13 protein-coding genes are annotated in these 16005 nt (G+C 49.6%); 12 read left to right on the top strand and 1 reads right to left on the bottom strand.

From position 1 onward, the window contains the following. Positions 1-55 precede the first annotated feature (55 nt). Positions 56-1618 (bottom strand): M4 family metallopeptidase, encoded by a 1563-nt coding sequence (locus MKY23_RS22820; protein WP_154891040.1) that lies wholly within the window; start codon positions 1616-1618, stop codon positions 56-58. Between the two features lie 860 nt (positions 1619-2478). On the opposite strand from MKY23_RS22820, the gene MKY23_RS22815 reads away from it, so the two are divergent. The 12 genes from MKY23_RS22815 (at position 2479) to MKY23_RS22760 (ending at position 15980) form a co-directional block, all read left to right on the top strand. After that, positions 2479-3204: a glycosyltransferase gene (locus tag MKY23_RS22815; protein WP_339832447.1), complete on the top strand. Its 726-nt coding sequence runs from the start codon at positions 2479-2481 to the stop codon at positions 3202-3204. A 25-nt stretch (positions 3205-3229) separates the two neighbouring features. Beyond that, the gene (locus tag MKY23_RS22810) at positions 3230-3352 is read left to right on the top strand and encodes a hypothetical protein (protein ID WP_339832445.1); all 123 of its coding nucleotides are present in this window, start codon (positions 3230-3232) and stop codon (positions 3350-3352) included. 61 nt (positions 3353-3413) lie between these two features. Beyond that, complete coding sequence (locus tag MKY23_RS22805) at positions 3414-4385, top strand: glycosyltransferase family A protein (protein ID WP_154959727.1); 972 nt, start codon at positions 3414-3416, stop codon at positions 4383-4385. Further along, positions 4382-5155: a glycosyltransferase family 2 protein gene (locus MKY23_RS22800; RefSeq protein ID WP_154959667.1), complete on the top strand. Its 774-nt coding sequence runs from the start codon at positions 4382-4384 to the stop codon at positions 5153-5155. The genes MKY23_RS22805 and MKY23_RS22800 overlap by 4 nt, the downstream gene beginning before the upstream one ends. Then, complete coding sequence (locus tag MKY23_RS22795; RefSeq protein WP_154959666.1) at positions 5152-5883, top strand: sugar phosphate nucleotidyltransferase; 732 nt, start codon at positions 5152-5154, stop codon at positions 5881-5883. Before MKY23_RS22800 ends, MKY23_RS22795 begins: the two co-directional genes overlap by 4 nt. 1138 nt (positions 5884-7021) lie before the next feature. Continuing rightward, positions 7022-7732: a GT-D fold domain-containing glycosyltransferase gene (locus tag MKY23_RS22790; RefSeq protein ID WP_339832440.1), complete on the top strand. Its 711-nt coding sequence runs from the start codon at positions 7022-7024 to the stop codon at positions 7730-7732. 64 nt (positions 7733-7796) lie between these two features. After that, on the top strand, positions 7797-9443 hold the full coding sequence (locus MKY23_RS22785) for a glycosyltransferase family 2 protein (RefSeq protein WP_339832438.1): 1647 nt from the start codon (positions 7797-7799) through the stop codon (positions 9441-9443). 246 nt (positions 9444-9689) lie between these two features. Then, a complete protein-coding gene (locus MKY23_RS22780) occupies positions 9690-10139 on the top strand; it encodes a hypothetical protein (RefSeq protein WP_339832436.1) in 450 nt (149 codons plus the stop codon). A gap of 537 nt (positions 10140-10676) precedes the next feature. Further along, on the top strand, positions 10677-12020 hold the full coding sequence (locus tag MKY23_RS22775) for an LLM class flavin-dependent oxidoreductase (RefSeq protein WP_339832434.1): 1344 nt from the start codon (positions 10677-10679) through the stop codon (positions 12018-12020). A 287-nt stretch (positions 12021-12307) separates the two neighbouring features. Next, positions 12308-13957 carry an ABC transporter substrate-binding protein gene (locus tag MKY23_RS22770; RefSeq protein WP_154891033.1) on the top strand — a complete coding sequence of 550 codons (1650 nt, stop codon included), beginning with the start codon at positions 12308-12310 and terminating at the stop codon, positions 13955-13957. Positions 13958-14035: 78 nt separating this feature from the next. After that, complete coding sequence (locus MKY23_RS22765; RefSeq protein ID WP_339832431.1) at positions 14036-14968, top strand: ABC transporter permease; 933 nt, start codon at positions 14036-14038, stop codon at positions 14966-14968. 70 nt (positions 14969-15038) lie between these two features. Then, positions 15039-15980, top strand: coding sequence for an ABC transporter permease (locus MKY23_RS22760; protein ID WP_339832429.1), 942 nt, complete (start codon positions 15039-15041; stop codon positions 15978-15980). Positions 15981-16005: the final 25 nt, after the last annotated feature.

Here is a 16005-nt window from a genome sequence, read left to right as displayed (position 1 = left end):
AGTTCGGCTTCACTTTTTGTGAAGGTCACAGATGCTACACACGATCAGTTAACGATTATAGTCCTACAGCCTGATAGGCTTTGGTGATGGCAGTTGCCTCGGCAGAATTCGCACCGTAAAGGTCTTTGGCGGCCTGAATCGTTGCTGTTTTGGCAGCTGCGAATTTCGATGTTGGTGTCAGGTAATTCACCAGCGTGCTATAGAAAACACGTACGGCCTTATCCCGGCCGATGCCGCTAACCGTTACACCGTTATGTGTACCGCCTTGGGCTGCAAGGTAGAACGCTTTGTTGATAATACCGCTGTTGGTGTGCACACCGCCGTTATCTGCACTGCCTGTGTAACGGTCACTATATTTGTCAGGCTGGTTATACAGGGTAGGGTCGGCTAAAGAGCGCAATGCATCTCCTGGAATGTTAGGAGTATAGATGCCGTCACCCAGCAGCCAGTTTTTACTCTCAATGGTGTTACCCATAATATCAGCAAACGCTTCGTTTAATGCTCCTGGTTCGTTGCGGTATTCCAGATTGGCCGTGTACTCGATCACTCCATGTGTGAGCTCATGACCCACAACATCGAGATCCCCGGAGAAGATACCGAACAGTGAGCCGTCCCCGTCACCAAATACAATCTGTGCCCCGTTCCAGAAGGCATTGTTATAGTTGGAGCCATAATGTACTGTGGAGCGAATCAACAGACCGTTGCCGTCCAGGCTGTTGCGGTTAAATTTATTTTTGTAAAAATCATAAGTAGCAGCAGCATAAGCATGTGCATCAACAGCTGCACGGTCCGTCCACACGTTATTAGAGCTGGTAGACAATGTTCCTGGTAAAGAGGAGCGATTGTTTGCTGTATACGTTTGAATGCCTTTTCCACGAGTGGTATCTTTCAGCTGGTAGGTGCTGCCCGATTGCGTTGTGGTCAGCGTTTTGGTGTCACCAAACACCCCGGTACCTGTTCCTGTAGCAAAATTGATAATATCAAACTGGGATACGATGCTTCCGTCCACGGCGTTAATAAAATATTTGGTTCGCAGCGGGGCAGGTTCAAGCACGTTCACTTCGGTAATATAAACCAGATAGGTCTGACCGTCATCTTCATGATGATAAATTTGGAGTTCAGCCTTTGGCTCAAGCTCCGGTGCACCTAACTCGCCGATCCGGGATGTCGCTTCTTCCGAGGCCACTTTAATCGCGTCCTCTGCACTGATACCAGGGATTCCGTCATTAGGAATCGCTTGTTCTTCAACAGGCGGAAGTTCACCAAGAGCAGAAGTCACAGCTCCCGTTTTGTCCAGATGGAGGGTCTGCTCGGCACCGTAGACCGGAATACCTTTGATGTACTGTTGCAGACGGAAGTGCCTTACACCGGAAGTATCCGTGTTACGTTTAATGATTTTGAGCTGGCCTTTGACGTCAGAGTTCAGGAACTGTTCCTGTTGACCAAGATAATTATAGATCGTTTCGTCAGGATTGTTGTTCAAAAGGATACTCTCCTCGGAGGCATAAGGAGCCTCAAGCGGAATGGATAGATCAGATGGCGCTGCAGCAGCAGAGGATACGGAAGCGAGCAAAAGAGCTCCTCCAAGAATTGTTGGCATAACTTTGGCAAATTTCATTGTTAACTCTCCCATTCTCATCATATTTTTTGGAAAAAAAGGGTTTATGCCTAACTCGGATGGATTTCCGTCTGCATCTGGCAGGGCGGAGTGAGGGGCTCAAACAGAAGTATGTTTAAGAAGCAGGGGTTGTCCCCCTAGTGATTGCGGCAAACCCAAGGTTCTACGGAGAACCGGGATGTTCAATCCGTGTGTGGAATGCGGGAAGAAGAAGCCGGGTTGGGAACGGCATCACTCCTTTCAAGTTCAAGGTCTGTTTGTGTACAAAACGGAGGAGATCAAACGTCTGAACTAACCGAAGGTCAATAAAAGGACAGAAAGAGGTTTTGGGAACGTGAGTTCTCAACAAGGTTAAAAATGTAAATTGTGTGGCTTGAATCGTATAGTATCACAGTGTAAAAGATTGGAAAAGATACAATTTTAAATTTTTTCGAAAATTGTGTCTAAGGACAGGGAAGAGATGTCATTTTTAAAAATATTGACGATTCTTGTCGGTTCACAGGATGGGTGTACTTACACTCCTGCCCAGAACCTAAGTAAAATAAGGACATACGCCGTTTCCACTGCTCCACGAATACATAGAATAACGTGTACTCCCTTGGCATGATCAGGATGGATTGTGGGAGGTGAATTTGTTGCGGAAACAACGTAATAGAGCCAGTTTTGCAACAAAAACAAGAAAAAAGCGTACCAGACGGGTATCTGAAAAAAGACGAATCCGATCGAGACGGAAAAAGGGTACAAAGACCTATGTTTTCTCCTTACCACCTAACCACTCATTTCATGCGAACAATCGAAGAGAAGCACATGAGATGATTGGAGAAGTTACTGAGCAAGACAGAGAAGTTCTCCGACAACCTATGCTATCGGTGATTATTCCAGCGATGAACGAGGAACGCACCATTGCTGCTGTAGTCCGTGAAGCGACACGTATATGCCGTGATGCGGAAGTACTGGTTATCGTAAACGGGTCAACCGATGGTACAGCGAGTGAAGCTGAACGGGCTGGGGCACGGGTACTCCACTATACTGAAGCGCTGGGACATGATGCAGGACGAAGAGTAGGGGCAGCATCAGCCCGAGGACAGATCCTGCTGTTCACGGATGCAGACATTCTGATCCCGGCCGAACACCTGGCACCTTTCGTTCAGGCTGTGCTAAATGGAGTCGATGTTGCACTGAACAATTACAACGGTCCGGTGACACGTAGCCCTGTTCATCCGGTCGTTGAAGCAAAACATATGTTGAACAGTCTACTCTCCAGATCCGATCTTGGTGGTGCTTCTATGACAGCCATTCCTCATGCGCTTAGTAGGCAGGCACTTGAGATCATTGGCATATCTTCACTGGAAATTCCGCCACTTGCTCACGCCAAAGCGATATTTGGCGGCCTTCGGGTGCAAGCTGTTCATCATGTGCCTGTAGGAAAATGGAATGCTGTTCGTTCGACGAAACGAGGCGGTGCTGATCTACTTAGCCAAGTCGTACTGAACGATCATCTGGAGGCGATCCGCTGGATGACAGATACACGGGGGCCACGGGGGGGTTACCCTGATCTGCAGCGTGTTCGCAGTCTGGCTCAATAAGAAGTTTTAAGAAATGAGGGATTATGTGATAGAAACGGCAACATGCGGAGGTGACAGCGATAAAAACACGATCAGGAGTGAGGGCAAAGAGACGGACGCGAGCCAAGCGAATGGCGGCGGGCAGACCCCGGAGCAGAAAGCAAGCTGAGGGGAAACGCGCGCCACGTACCCAGCATCTTGGGTGGAGCCGGCGGAATGTCCGGAAGGTGATGCCGGATCTACGTCCATTTTGGAGAGCAGGCCAGCTTGCAGGCAAACAATTCAGGGCAGACTCCGACAACCTGAATAAACATGCTTCTGATGCGTGGCAAGTACACGCGGCGAATCTGCCGGAACAGACTAGCTACGAAGCTGCATTGCAGGCAGGCAGGGTGTTTATTCAAGGCTATGCGAATTCCTCAGGCCATGTACCAGAGATTGTACCGCTTCCCCTCCGACATGTTGCTGCTGCCGTAGTCTGTGCCTGTAATGAGGAACGCACACTTGGGCAAGTGCTGGTACAACTAAGACGTCTACCCCTCCGCGATATTGTAGTTGTATTAAACGGTACGACGGATAACAGTCTGGAACACGTGCTTCAACATTCAGGCATTACACTCGTGTATGAACCGGAACGAGCCGGGCATGATGTGGGTCGGGCGCTTGGAGCCAAAATGACAGATGCAGAGACCGTTTTGTTTGTGGATGGAGACATGGTTATACCTGCGGAGCAGCTGGCGCCGTTCCTGTATGCGATTGACCGGGGGCAGGATGTAGCGTTAAACGATCTGACTTCTTTACTTCCTCCTTTTTCCAAGCAGGACGAAGTCAGCCGAATCAAAGCTTATTTGAACCATACATTAGGTCGGCGGGACCTTGGTTCGAATTCGATGACCGCTGTGCCCCATGCCCTATCTAGGCGAATGATTCAGGCTGTAAAATCTGCTTCGCTGGCCGTTCCGCCGAAGGCACAGATGCTTGCAATCCAGCAGGGATTTAAGGTATCCGCTCCATGCCAAGTGGATGTCATTCGCTCAAACCGACTGCGTGCCGGGAACACGGGTAGTGGTAATGGTGTTGCCAGATTGATTCTTGGGGATCACCTGGAAGCACTGGCAACATGGATGGGTACGAGTGAATATGCCCTTCGGACCAACCTTCCTTCCCGTGCAGAGGTAGCGTACAGGAGGAATGTGAGATGACGCTGACCAGCATCATTATACCCACGTATAACGGACTCTCGTTGCTGAGGCCTTGTGTCGAGGCTATCCGAACATACACAGGAGAAGCAACATCGTATGAGATCATCGTTGTAGATAATGGGTCGACGGATGGTACTGCCGAATATTGTGCCAAGGAACGCATCCGGTTTGTTCGTTTACCCGAAAATCGGGGATTTCCTGCCGCTTGTAATGCTGGACTTCGGGCTGCGTGCGGGGATGAATTACTCTTGCTGAACAACGATGTTACCGTTACATCATGCTGGCTCGAAAATATGCGCACAGCACTGTACAGTGAAGATGATGTTGGCATCATCGGGCCAGTCACGAACTATGCCAGTGGTATTCAGCAGGTGCATATGACGTTTCGGGATGTGCCACATTTTCAGGAGCTAGCGGCTGCCAATAATGTTTCGGATGTGTCCAGGTGGAAGGAAGTACGCCGAATCGTAGGGCTGTGTATGCTGATGAAACGAAGCGTACTGGAGGCCGTAGGCTGGCTTGACGAAGCGTATTCCCCTGGCCACTATGAAGATGACGACTATTGTTATCGAGCTAGGTTGCAGGGCTTCCGTTTGTTAGTATGCGGTGATGTCCTTGTACATCATCAAGGCAGTGCGAGTTTTCAAAAGACAGATCATACGGAATGGAAACAGTTGCTGGAGCGTAACCGTTCCATTTTCATCAATAAATGGCAAGTCGATCCGCGTGAATTTATGGACATATCCGATGAAGGAGGGAACAAGGAATGAAAGGTGTAATTCTTGCTGGTGGCACAGGAACCAGGCTGTACCCTCTGACCCGGCTTATCAATAAACATCTGCTTCCCGTCGGTAAACATCCGATGATTATGTATGGTATCGACAGGCTTCGTCAGGCAGGGATTGAGGATATTCTGATTGTTATCAACAAACATTCCGCTGGTTTGTATACGGAGTATCTTGGTGGCGGAGCGGATCATGGGGTCAGGCTGACGTATCGTATTCAGGAAAAGGCTGGCGGTATTGCCGAAGCGCTTGATCTGGCCTCATCGTTTGTTCTTCCGGGCGAAAAATTTGTGGTGCTTCTTGGTGATAATCTGTTCAGCGATGATTTGAAACCGTATGTAGAGCGATATATGCAGCAACCTGCGGGTACGGCGCGAGTGTTGCTTAAAGGAGTGGACGATGCGCGTCGCTACGGGGTGCCTGTCTTTGATGAACACCATCCGGAACGTATCGCGTACATTGAAGAAAAGCCAAGTCAGCCGAAGACCTCTTACTGTGTAACGGGCATATACATGTATGATGACCATGTGTTTAGCCTGATTCATAACATTGTACCATCCGCACGTGGAGAGCTGGAGATCACCGATGTAAACAACCATTATGCCTCCGGCGGCGGATTGGAGTATGACATTTTGCAAAAATATTGGAGCGATGCCGGCACATTTGAATCGCTTCAGGAGGCAGCTGTACGCATGAAAGGGCAGCTACCTTAACCGGAAATAACATGATACAGCCGCGGTGCGTTGCGTGGATCGAAACCGATGATTGAATCAGATGATGGAAACAGATGATGGAAACAGAATCCTCGCCGGAGCCTTGAAGTAAGCTCCGGCGTTTTGTGCAACGACCGCGGTCTTTCTCTAATATGCTCAGGGGAAATCGTGTGAGAGCAGTGGTATTGCCGGGGCGAAGTAAGACTACGCAGGCAGGAGAATAACGTGTGAGGTGTTTTAGGGCGCACAGGCAAAAAGGGGCAGATTACAGGGAAGTGATGTCGGATGTGTAAGGTAGGGGGAGAGTAGAGAATAGAAGAGGTCTGGGTCATGCGAGTGGTGTGAAGAGTGGAGGCAGAGCGGTGCAAGTGAATAATGCAGGGAAGTGGGGCATGTGAAAGGTACCGTAAGAGCAGGGAGCAGCAAAGGCGGTAGCAGTACGGGTGGTGTGATCAGGATAAGTAAGGCAGGCCGGACTGGAGTTGTGTTGAGTAGGGGCAAGGCAAGTACGGCTGAAAGAGTTGGGAAAGCGAGTACGGCTGGAAGTGTGATAGTCGCTGGCAAAGCAGATCGGATTGGAAATGTGGGCAAAGCAAGTCGGCCTGGAGGCGGCATTAGGGTGGGCAAAGCAGCGAGGGCCCGGGGAGTGGGAAAGACGGACAAAGCGCGAAGAAGCAGCAGAGCCGCAGGTGAGAGAGCGAGCAGGGCAGGCGGGGCAGCGCTTGCCCCGCCTGCACAGAGCCGCCTGCGTCAAGGCCCCGTCCAGCGCAGGCGCGCTTCTGCGCAGGGCCGGCGCGGCGCGGCCCGCGCCAAGCAGCGCACGGCGATGCGCCGTGCGCCCAAGCCAGCACCGCACGCAAGCTCGCCACAGGCGATGCCTGCCAGCGGTGCTGGCCCCGCCCCGCGCCAGACGACACACCCGCAGGGTGTCGTCGTGCCCGCGGGGCGGGAAGGCGCTGCCGCGAGTGCGGGCAGCGCAAACGGCGTGCCGCCGCCGGCTGCGGAGCATGCCGTGCAGGCGGCAGGGCCCGGCGGTTACGCCGCGGGTTACCGCGACGGCGTATTCGCCGGGGGCGAGGCGCTGGTGGCGCAGCACATCCCGCCGGATCATATTCTGCCCGCTGTCGCGGCGGCAGATTTGATCGCGGCGGGCTTCCGCCAGTATGCGCCCAGCCTGACCCGGCTGACCAGCCCTCATGAGATGGCTGGTCACATCATGGCGGCGCTGGATGCGCAGCGCCCCCTGTCTGTCGTTCGCCTCGGGGATGGCGAACTGCTTACGCTGGCAGCAGACACCGTGCTGCCAGCTGCAGAAGTGCAGGAGTTGGCACCGTTTCTGCCTTATGCAGGGGTGCCATGCTCCACTCCTGACATCCGCGCGACGCTTGCGGAAGCGATTAGGGGTGCAGACTGGGTGGGTGTGCCCATCTCACGTGCTCCGACGTTTCAAGGACTATTATTCCCGGTTCTGCGCCATTTCGGAATCGATTGGTCCAGTCTGAAATTGACCAGTTCCACCATCAATTACAGTCTGCATCAGTCTCGTCTGTTGCTGCCGCTCTTGCAAGGACGGCGTGTGCTGCTGATCGGCAGCCAGGCGGTAGAGCTTGGAGCCTTGTTACAACTGCATGGGGTGCAGGTTACAGGCATCATCCCTGCGGTAGCAGGCATGGCAGATATTCCGAGGGTAATGCAGCTAACGTCTGAGCACACCTTTGATATCGCTCTGGTCGCAGCGGGCATTCCAGCGGTGGTGCTATGCAGGCGTATCGCTGGAGAACTGGGCAGCGTTGCCTTCGATTTCGGACATTTGGCGGACAAATTAGTGACAGGGGAGCTTCAACTCTAGTGAGTTGTCAGGGGCAGGATCACCGGGACCCTGCCTCTGGCACGAGTGGAATGGAGGAAGCAACATGAAGAAATCGGAAATACAGCCTCATCGTGTACGAAAAAATAATCAGAGCAACTTACAGCAGAGAAGTCAGCTTAGAGTGGGCGCGCAATTATCGGGTAGCCATCCTCATCGTATAGGTGCATCTGCTAAGGTTTTTCTTCATGCAGCCGGTGGCCGTAATCGGCGTAATGCTTCACGGAAAGGCAGAAGGAGTCATCGTATTCTTCGAAACACCAAGTTATACAAGCAAGGATATAACCGAGGTTACGAAGATGGTGTTCTTCAGGGACAGAATTCATTCGGAATTGTGTTTGAAGGTGTCAGCATCATCATTCCCACCTACAATCAGCGGGAGTATGTGCTGCAATGTGTGTCAAGCATTGAGAAACATACCCCGGCTCCTTACGAAATCATCGTTGTAGACAATGCTTCTCAAGATGGTACGGCCGAGGCTCTGCTTCGCAAAGGCGGTATGGTGAGGGTTGCTGCACTGGAGAAAAATCGGGGGTTTGCCGGAGGCGTTAATCAGGGTCTGATGATGGCAAAGGGACGGCATATCGTTGTTCTGAACAATGATACCCTGGTTACCCCGGGCTGGCTGGAGAATATGATGACGTGTCTTAACAGCGATCCACAGATTGGTGTCGTGGGTCCTGTAACGAACTACATTGGCGGAGATCAGCAGATTGAAGTGCCTTATCGTGAAGTAGAGGACATGTGGTCTTTCGCTGCGAACCGGAATCGTCCCGACCCAGAGAAACATCGATTGACGGATCGGCTCGTCGGATTCTGCTGGCTGTTTTCCAGAGATTTGTTTGAGCGGGCAGGGTATCTGGATGAGGGCTACGCCGTAGGTAACTTTGAGGATGACGATTGGATTGTACGGGTGCAGATGTTGGGATACCGACTTGCTGTAGCAGGTGACGCCTTTATTCATCATTTTGGAAGTGTCAGCATGAAAGCGCTCGGAGAGCAGGACTTTCACACGGTGAACAAGGGTAACGAACAATTTTACAGTCAAAAATGGGGAGAACCCCAAGCACTCATCGCGGAAACCTCCAGGCTGGCACAGACTCCTCACTCAGACCCTCAAACTCGATCTCAAGCGAACGTATCTTCGTTAGCGGCAAAAGGTGATTTACGCCAGAGGGCCGCAGGTTCCTCTTCTGTAAACAGTCCTGCAACATTACCGCTCAGACGAAGCAGTGATTTCTATCCCGAAGGTGCATTTCTTGTTGATCTGAAGGGTGATGTCTATGTACTAAGAAGCGGTCAGCGCCGAAAGCTGAACATTCCTGTTCCGCGCGGCATCTCGCCGGTGCTGGTCGCCAAACCTGATCTGTTGGGCATACCTGCGGGTGAACCGCTGGTGTCCGCTGGAGATATTCGGAACGGGTCGTTTGAACCTGACTTTCCTCTTGCCGTAATCTCTCCCGATCCTGCCGTGGAACCTACTGACTTGAGTATTGTATCTGTTGCTGATACACCGGAAGTTTGGTATCTGGTCACCGAAGGTAAACGTAGGAAGTTTGTATCCATCTATGCAGCGGAACGTTGGGGAATAAGCTCCAGACATGTGCATCAAATATCAACCGAACAACTCCATTCAATCCCGGAAGGATGGCCGATTATTGCTCCGCCCCAGTTGCTGAACAAGGATTTGTGATGACCACCGCTCGTGGTTTGAAGCAACATGTAAACATGCGGAATGAACAACACTGAAGGGTGCGCTCTTCTTGGGCTAAACGCTCAGCTGATCTGTTCATTCCGTGTGAGGTCTTTCAATAATAGTTATATAATTAAGTGATCAGAACAAGACTATTATATCTGTAAATACATATATGAAGTTGAAAGACTAATTCACTTCTAGGGAACTGTAGGTAACGCATGTTAATAAGCTTGGAGGCCGAAAATGAACAGAGCACTTTTTATTACTTTCTTAATCATATTCATTCTATCCGGGTGTAATCATCATGAAAAAATAGACATTAAATCGCCATCCTACATGTTTAGCGAAAACTCCGAGATTGCTAGTGAAGTAAAAGTAAGTTTAAATGGAATCTTTAACAAAAATGAAAATACTTTTGAGGGATCTTTATCTATCAATGATAGTACTTTCGAAAAGGTAATATTCATGCATAAATCTTTACTAATAACTTATGAAGGTGCAAAGAGAACCGTATTAGGAGATATTTATTTTGATAAACAGGCTAATCAATTTGTGATTATTATTACAGAACCTGAACTATACATGAAATTAACGAATGGAAAATATCAGAATGAAACGTTAGTTATAAGTGCTCCTGCATCAAATCTAGAAGAAGCAAAGATGATTGAGGAGAAGTTAAAAGCATTGGAGTGAGTTTAAACTCACTCTTTTTTTTCTAATCAAAATTGATACTGAATGGATAACTCAAAATTTAAATTTATTTTTCCTATTCTGTTATAGGATTGTTCTATTAGCAGAACCATTGACGATGCAAAGGGACGGGAGTACATTTATAGGCATAATTCTTATTTAACATATTGGAATTAAAGGTATAGGTCGATCCGGTCTGTCTGATGATCTGGAACTATATTATGGAAATCGGAGGTATGTCGATGTCATCATCCCAACAATGCGGCAGGATGAAGCAATGCTGTCTGAACGGAATGGAATAAGTCTAACAAGGCTAATGCAACAGGAGCACAGCGGTTATTTTTAAATGGATGCCATATAGAAAAAATCTATTAGAAGCACGGTTGACCGGTTCGGCGGGGCAGTGATAAGCTGTGTGAAATTAAAACAAACCAAACTCATAGGAATAATCAATTTTGATTTTGATGCTCAATCATTGATTTAGATACACTACATTTTGGTACCATCAAATCACCTTATTTCAGGGAAGGCGGAGTGTACATGACAGCAAAACGGAGTTTGAAATTTGGAGCGATCATTCATGGTGTTGGGGGAAGCAACACAACCTGGAGACATCCGGAGGTTCTATCCGATGCCAGTGTCAACTTTGGATTTTACAAACGTCAGGCGCTGAAGGCAGAAGAGGGCAAGTTTGATCTGGTATTCATTGCAGACGGCCTGTATATTACGGAAAAATCCATTCCTCACTTCCTGAATCGCTTTGAACCGATCAGCATTCTTTCCGCTCTTGCTGCGGTAACTTCACGCATTGGACTTGTGGGCACACTCTCCACATCCTATAGTGCCCCCTTTACAGTCGCCAGACAGTTCGGTTCGCTTGATCTGATCAGTGATGGTCGTGCAGGCTGGAACGTGGTGACATCTCCCTTGGAAGGTACCGCAAAAAATTACAGCAAAAGCAATCATCCAACACATCCGGAACGTTACCGTATTGCTAAGGAATATTTACAAGTGACCAAAGGCTTGTGGGATTCATGGGAAGATGATGCATTTGTAAGAGACAAGGACAGCGGTGTGTTCTTCGATCCTTCGAAACTACACACGCTGAACCATGAAGGGGAGTTCTTCTCTGTACAGGGGCCATTGAACATCGCTCGTTCACGGCAGGGACAGCCGGTTATTTTCCAGGCAGGTTCCTCAGAGGATGGCAAAACACTGGCGGCACAAGAAGCCGATGCCGTATTCACTGGACACGATAACATTGAAGATGCACAGGCATTTTATAAGGACGTCAAAACACGGGCAGCTTCCTATGGGCGCTCAGCACAAGATATTGTTATTTTGCCAGGCATTAACCCGATTGTGGGACGGACGGCAGAGGAAGCGGAACAGAAATATCAGGAGATCGCAAGCCTGGTAACCATTGATAAAGCGTTGGACTACTTGGGACGTTTCTTCGAGCATCATGATTTCTCCCAATATCCGCTGGATGAACCATTCCCTGAACTGGATGGCATAGGCAGCAACAGCTTCCGCAGTGGAACAGACAAGATTAAAAAAGATGCCAAAGAACAGGGGTTAACGCTGCGCGAAGTTGCTTTGCGGGCTGCAACACCACGAAGTCAATTCCTGGGCACGCCGGAGCAGGTCGCAGACAAGGTTCAGGAATGGTTCGAGGCAGAAGCGGCAGACGGATTCATCATTGCTTCGGAGTTGCCTAGCGGATTGTCCGACTTTGTCGAGTTGGTGGTACCTATTCTGCAGGAACGCGGCCTCTATCGCACGGAGTATGAGTATGATACGCTGCGTGGCAATTTGGGTGTCCAGGTGCCTGTAAACCGTTATACAGCAGCAAGAACACAGGAAGAGTCAAACGTCATCTAATCGAATGTCAAATGTCATTTAAATCGAACATCATCTAATTGTTGTAATTCATGTTAACTTAAACGCGGTGACTCTAACCTGTATTCACAATCCAATACATTCGGATCAAATACAAGAACAGTTCATCGTTAAAATGAAGCACAAATGTATCTGGATCATAGCGTTAATAAAATTATGGAATCCTTTTTGTCTTAAAACCTACTTTTCTCATAGGAAATATAAAATATATACAAGTTTTCTTGGCGTAGCACATTAATGACACCTGTATACACAGAGGGGGAAGCGATATGAACAGGTCTATCTCATGGACAAAAGTGGTGGCGTTGGCAGTAGCATTGGTGATGGTTTTGTCCGGATGCGGAGCAACATCAGGAGGCAAAACCAGCGGTGCTGCACAGGCTTCCGCCGGCGGGGGTCAGGCTGGTAAAGCGGAAGGGGGTAACCTCACCTTTGCACTGGCGACTTCACCGGATACACTCGATCCGCATCGTAGCGGTCTTGCTGTAGCCGTACGAGCGATTCGCACGATCTACGACAATCTGGTGGTTCAGCTGCCAGATGGGTCTATCAAACCTTGGCTTGCCAAGGAATGGAGTGTATCGAAGGATGGCAAAAGTTATACCTTCAAGCTGCGTGAAGACGTGAAATTCCATGATGGAACCCCGTTTAACGCCGAAGCGGTGAAGTACAATCTGGATCGGGTCATTGATCCTGCCACCAAAGCTGCCAATTCCCTTGCCCTGATTAGACCTTATAGCTCCTCCGAGGTCATTGATGAGTATACGATCAAAGTTAATCTGAATGCACCTTCGCAAGCGTTTCTCGGCAACCTGAGTCAGGCATTACTTGGAATCGTGTCTCCAACGGCTGCGAAGAAATATGGGGATCAACTAGGCAAAAATCCGGTAGGCACAGGTCCGTATACCTTTGTGAAATGGGATGGAAACGCGGATATCGTAGTGGCCAAAAACAAGGATTACAACTGGGGCCCGGAAACGGTCGAAAACAAAGGTGTTCCGCATATCGATACGATCACGTTTATGATTGTACCGGAAGAAGCAACACGTATCGGAAGTGTGCAGAGTAAGCAGGTGCTTGCCGCTGAAACTGTACCGCCGCAAAATATCGCTGCGCTGAAAAGTGATCCGAACCAGCAATTGTGGCAGGCCAACACGGTTGGACTGCCATACACCCTCTTTTTCAATCTGCGCAAGGCACCTTGGGATGATGTAAAAGTAAGGCAGGCGGTACAATCCGCTGTGGACGTCGAGTCCATTGTGAAAACCTTGTATCTGGGTAACTACGAGCGCGCATGGTCTGCATTGTCTCCAGGCATTCTTGGCTATGACAAGGCACTTGAAGGGAGTATCACCCCGGACATCAACCGCGCGAACCAACTACTGGATGAGCAGGGCTGGGTTAAGGGAGCTGACGGGATTCGTGTCAAAGACGGGAAGAAGCTAACTTTGCGTTATGTAGATGGCTCCCCTAACCGGGAGAAACGCAATGACATTGCTGCCATCATCCAGCAACAGCTGAAACCGCTGGGCATTGCGATAGAAGTGGTGATTACCAAAGACATTGCTACCGTGATCTATCAGAACTGGGATTATGATCTGTATGGTAACAGCCAGGTCAACTCCGATCCGAATGCCTTATACGCCTTCTATCACACCAGTGCGGAAGGGGAACGTCCGACATTATCCGGTTTGTCTGATCCAAAGATTGATCAACTTCTGGAGCAGGGAGCGGTAGAGACGGATTCGGCGAAAAGGGTAGATATCTACAGTCAGATTCAGAAATATCTCATTGAACAGGCGGTTATTTTGCCAATCTACGTATTTCCGTATACTGTGGCTGCATCCAAAAACGTGGAAGGCATCAAGTTCGATGCACTCGGTTATCCACTCTTTAATGATGTACGTATCCAGCCATAATGCAAATTGCGTTATCCAGTCTCATCATTCCAACATGGCGTACAGCCTGTTCCGGTTTCAGAAAGGAGCCATTCCGGTATGATTCAACTGATCTTGTCACGGTTAGCAACGTCGTTTCTCGTTATATTTGGAGCTTCGGTGCTGGTGTACTGCATCATGTATCTTCTGCCGGGTGATCCGGTGCTGTTAATGCTGGACCCGTCCTCGGCTACCCCGGAGATGATTGCTAATCTCCGGGCACAGCTTGGGCTGGATCAACCATTTTATATCCAGTTTGCGAACTATTTTGGCGATATGCTACGCGGGGATTTTGGTCAATCCATGGTTAACTCCGATCCGGTATTGCCCAAAATTCTGGAACATTTCCCGGCAACGCTGGCATTGACGGCACTCAGTTCGCTGATTGCCATCACCATCGGAATTACACTTGGCGTTCTGTCGGCCATTCACCGGAATGGTGTGATTGATGTTGTGGCTCGGCTCGTTGGTTTGTTCGGTATCTCGATGCCCACCTTCTGGACCGGCATTCTGCTCATTCTGCTTTTTTCAGTGCAGCTCGGCTGGTTCCCGGCGATGGGGTCGGACGGATTCAGTTCATTGATGCTTCCGGCAGCTACACTCGGACTTGTCGGTGCAGGATTTATTGTGCGGATGGTGCGTAACAGCATGCTTGAAGTGATAAATGAGCCGTTTATCGTTGCTTTACGGGCCAAAGGATTGTCTGAACGGGCCATCATGTATGGTCATGCACTGCGTAATGCCCTGATCCCCGCCGTAACGGTCATCGGTATGTTAATTGGGGATTTGCTGGCAGGAACCGTGGTGGTAGAGACGGTATTCTCCAGACAAGGAATTGGTCGTATTATTGCTGATGCGCTAATGGCTAAGGATCTGCCGGTGGTGCAGGGTGTTGTATTTTTTACATCGATCATCTATGTCGTGTTGAATTTGCTGGTAGACATCTCGTATTCGTACATTGATCCTCGGGTTCGGAGAGCTGTCCGTTCATGATCCAGATCAGGAACACTGCGTCAGGAGCTTCCAAAATGTGAAGAGGCAGGAGAAGGAGGCGTTAACTTTTATGAGCATGAAACCTTTGGTTGGCGACAAAAAGGCATGGGCAGGAAATGCCGGAAGTACCGAAATTGTCGGGAAAGCTCGCCTGTGGAGATGGAACCGCCTGCCTTGGCAGCATCGTATTTCATCTGCAGTGTCGCGGTTGTTTTTGTACACGGCGCTGCTGATCGTCATCTTTACTGTGGCCTGTGCTATCGTACCAGGCTGGATTGCGCCTTATGATCCAACACAGATGATGACAGATGCCATTCTGCAGTCTCCTTCTGCTTCTCACCTGTTCGGTACAGACTATTTCGGCCGGGACATCTTCAGTGTGGTTGTGCATGGTAGCCGGGATTCCTTGCTGATCGGTTTTGCTTCCGTGCTTGTTGGTGGTCTTGTCGGCAGTGCTCTTGGCATCCTTGCGGGATATGCGGGAGGACTGGTTGATACGGTAACGATGCGGGCGGTGGATATTGTTATGGCCGTGCCAGGCGTATTGCTCGCCTTATCTGTTGCTGCGGCGCTTGGGCCAGGACTCCTAAATATTGCACTGGCTGTTGCAGTAGCTTCGATACCAGGTTATGCAAGGGTGATGCGCGGTCAGGTGATGTCCGTCAAAAATCTCCCCTTCATTACAGCCACACGTTCACTGGGCGGTTCCAATGCCCGCATTTTCTGGAAACATGTCCTGCCACACTCTTTGTCTCCGCTGCTCGTTATGGCAACGCTAGGTGTAGGAACATCCATCCTGACTGGTTCTGGACTCAGTTTCCTCGGGCTCGGAGTACTGAAAGAAATTCCGGATTGGGGTGCGTTGCTGTCCCAAGGGAGAGGTTATTTGACGGTAGCCTGGTGGATTTGCACATTCCCGGGTCTGGCCATTACATTGTTTGTTCTGGCTGTGAATCTGATAGGGGACGATATTCGCGACAGGCTTGATCCCAAAGTAAAAGGAGCGGCTTAACCGCTATTTCAAGGAGGAAAATAAT

This window comes from Paenibacillus sp. FSL R7-0272, from assembly GCF_037969905.1.
GTDB classification, from domain to species: Bacteria; Bacillota; Bacilli; order Paenibacillales; family Paenibacillaceae; genus Paenibacillus; species Paenibacillus polysaccharolyticus.
This window is presented reverse-complemented; position numbering and strand designations above follow the sequence as displayed.

What these genes read in the sequence shown, in the direction of transcription:
- MKY23_RS22820 (WP_154891040.1), bottom strand. Translation starts at nt 1,618, where the DNA reads ATGAAATTTGCCAAAGTTATGCCAACAATTCTTGGAGGAGCTCTTTTG.
- MKY23_RS22815 (WP_339832447.1), top strand. Translation starts at nt 2,479, where the DNA reads ATGCTATCGGTGATTATTCCAGCGATGAACGAGGAACGCACCATTGCT.
- MKY23_RS22805 (WP_154959727.1), top strand. Translation starts at nt 3,414, where the DNA reads ATGCCGGATCTACGTCCATTTTGGAGAGCAGGCCAGCTTGCAGGCAAA.
- MKY23_RS22800 (WP_154959667.1), top strand. Translation starts at nt 4,382, where the DNA reads ATGACGCTGACCAGCATCATTATACCCACGTATAACGGACTCTCGTTG.
- MKY23_RS22795 (WP_154959666.1), top strand. Translation starts at nt 5,152, where the DNA reads ATGAAAGGTGTAATTCTTGCTGGTGGCACAGGAACCAGGCTGTACCCT.
- MKY23_RS22785 (WP_339832438.1), top strand. Translation starts at nt 7,797, where the DNA reads ATGAAGAAATCGGAAATACAGCCTCATCGTGTACGAAAAAATAATCAG.
- MKY23_RS22780 (WP_339832436.1), top strand. Translation starts at nt 9,690, where the DNA reads ATGAACAGAGCACTTTTTATTACTTTCTTAATCATATTCATTCTATCC.
- MKY23_RS22775 (WP_339832434.1), top strand. Translation starts at nt 10,677, where the DNA reads ATGACAGCAAAACGGAGTTTGAAATTTGGAGCGATCATTCATGGTGTT.
- MKY23_RS22770 (WP_154891033.1), top strand. Translation starts at nt 12,308, where the DNA reads ATGAACAGGTCTATCTCATGGACAAAAGTGGTGGCGTTGGCAGTAGCA.
- MKY23_RS22765 (WP_339832431.1), top strand. Translation starts at nt 14,036, where the DNA reads ATGATTCAACTGATCTTGTCACGGTTAGCAACGTCGTTTCTCGTTATA.
- MKY23_RS22760 (WP_339832429.1), top strand. Translation starts at nt 15,039, where the DNA reads ATGAGCATGAAACCTTTGGTTGGCGACAAAAAGGCATGGGCAGGAAAT.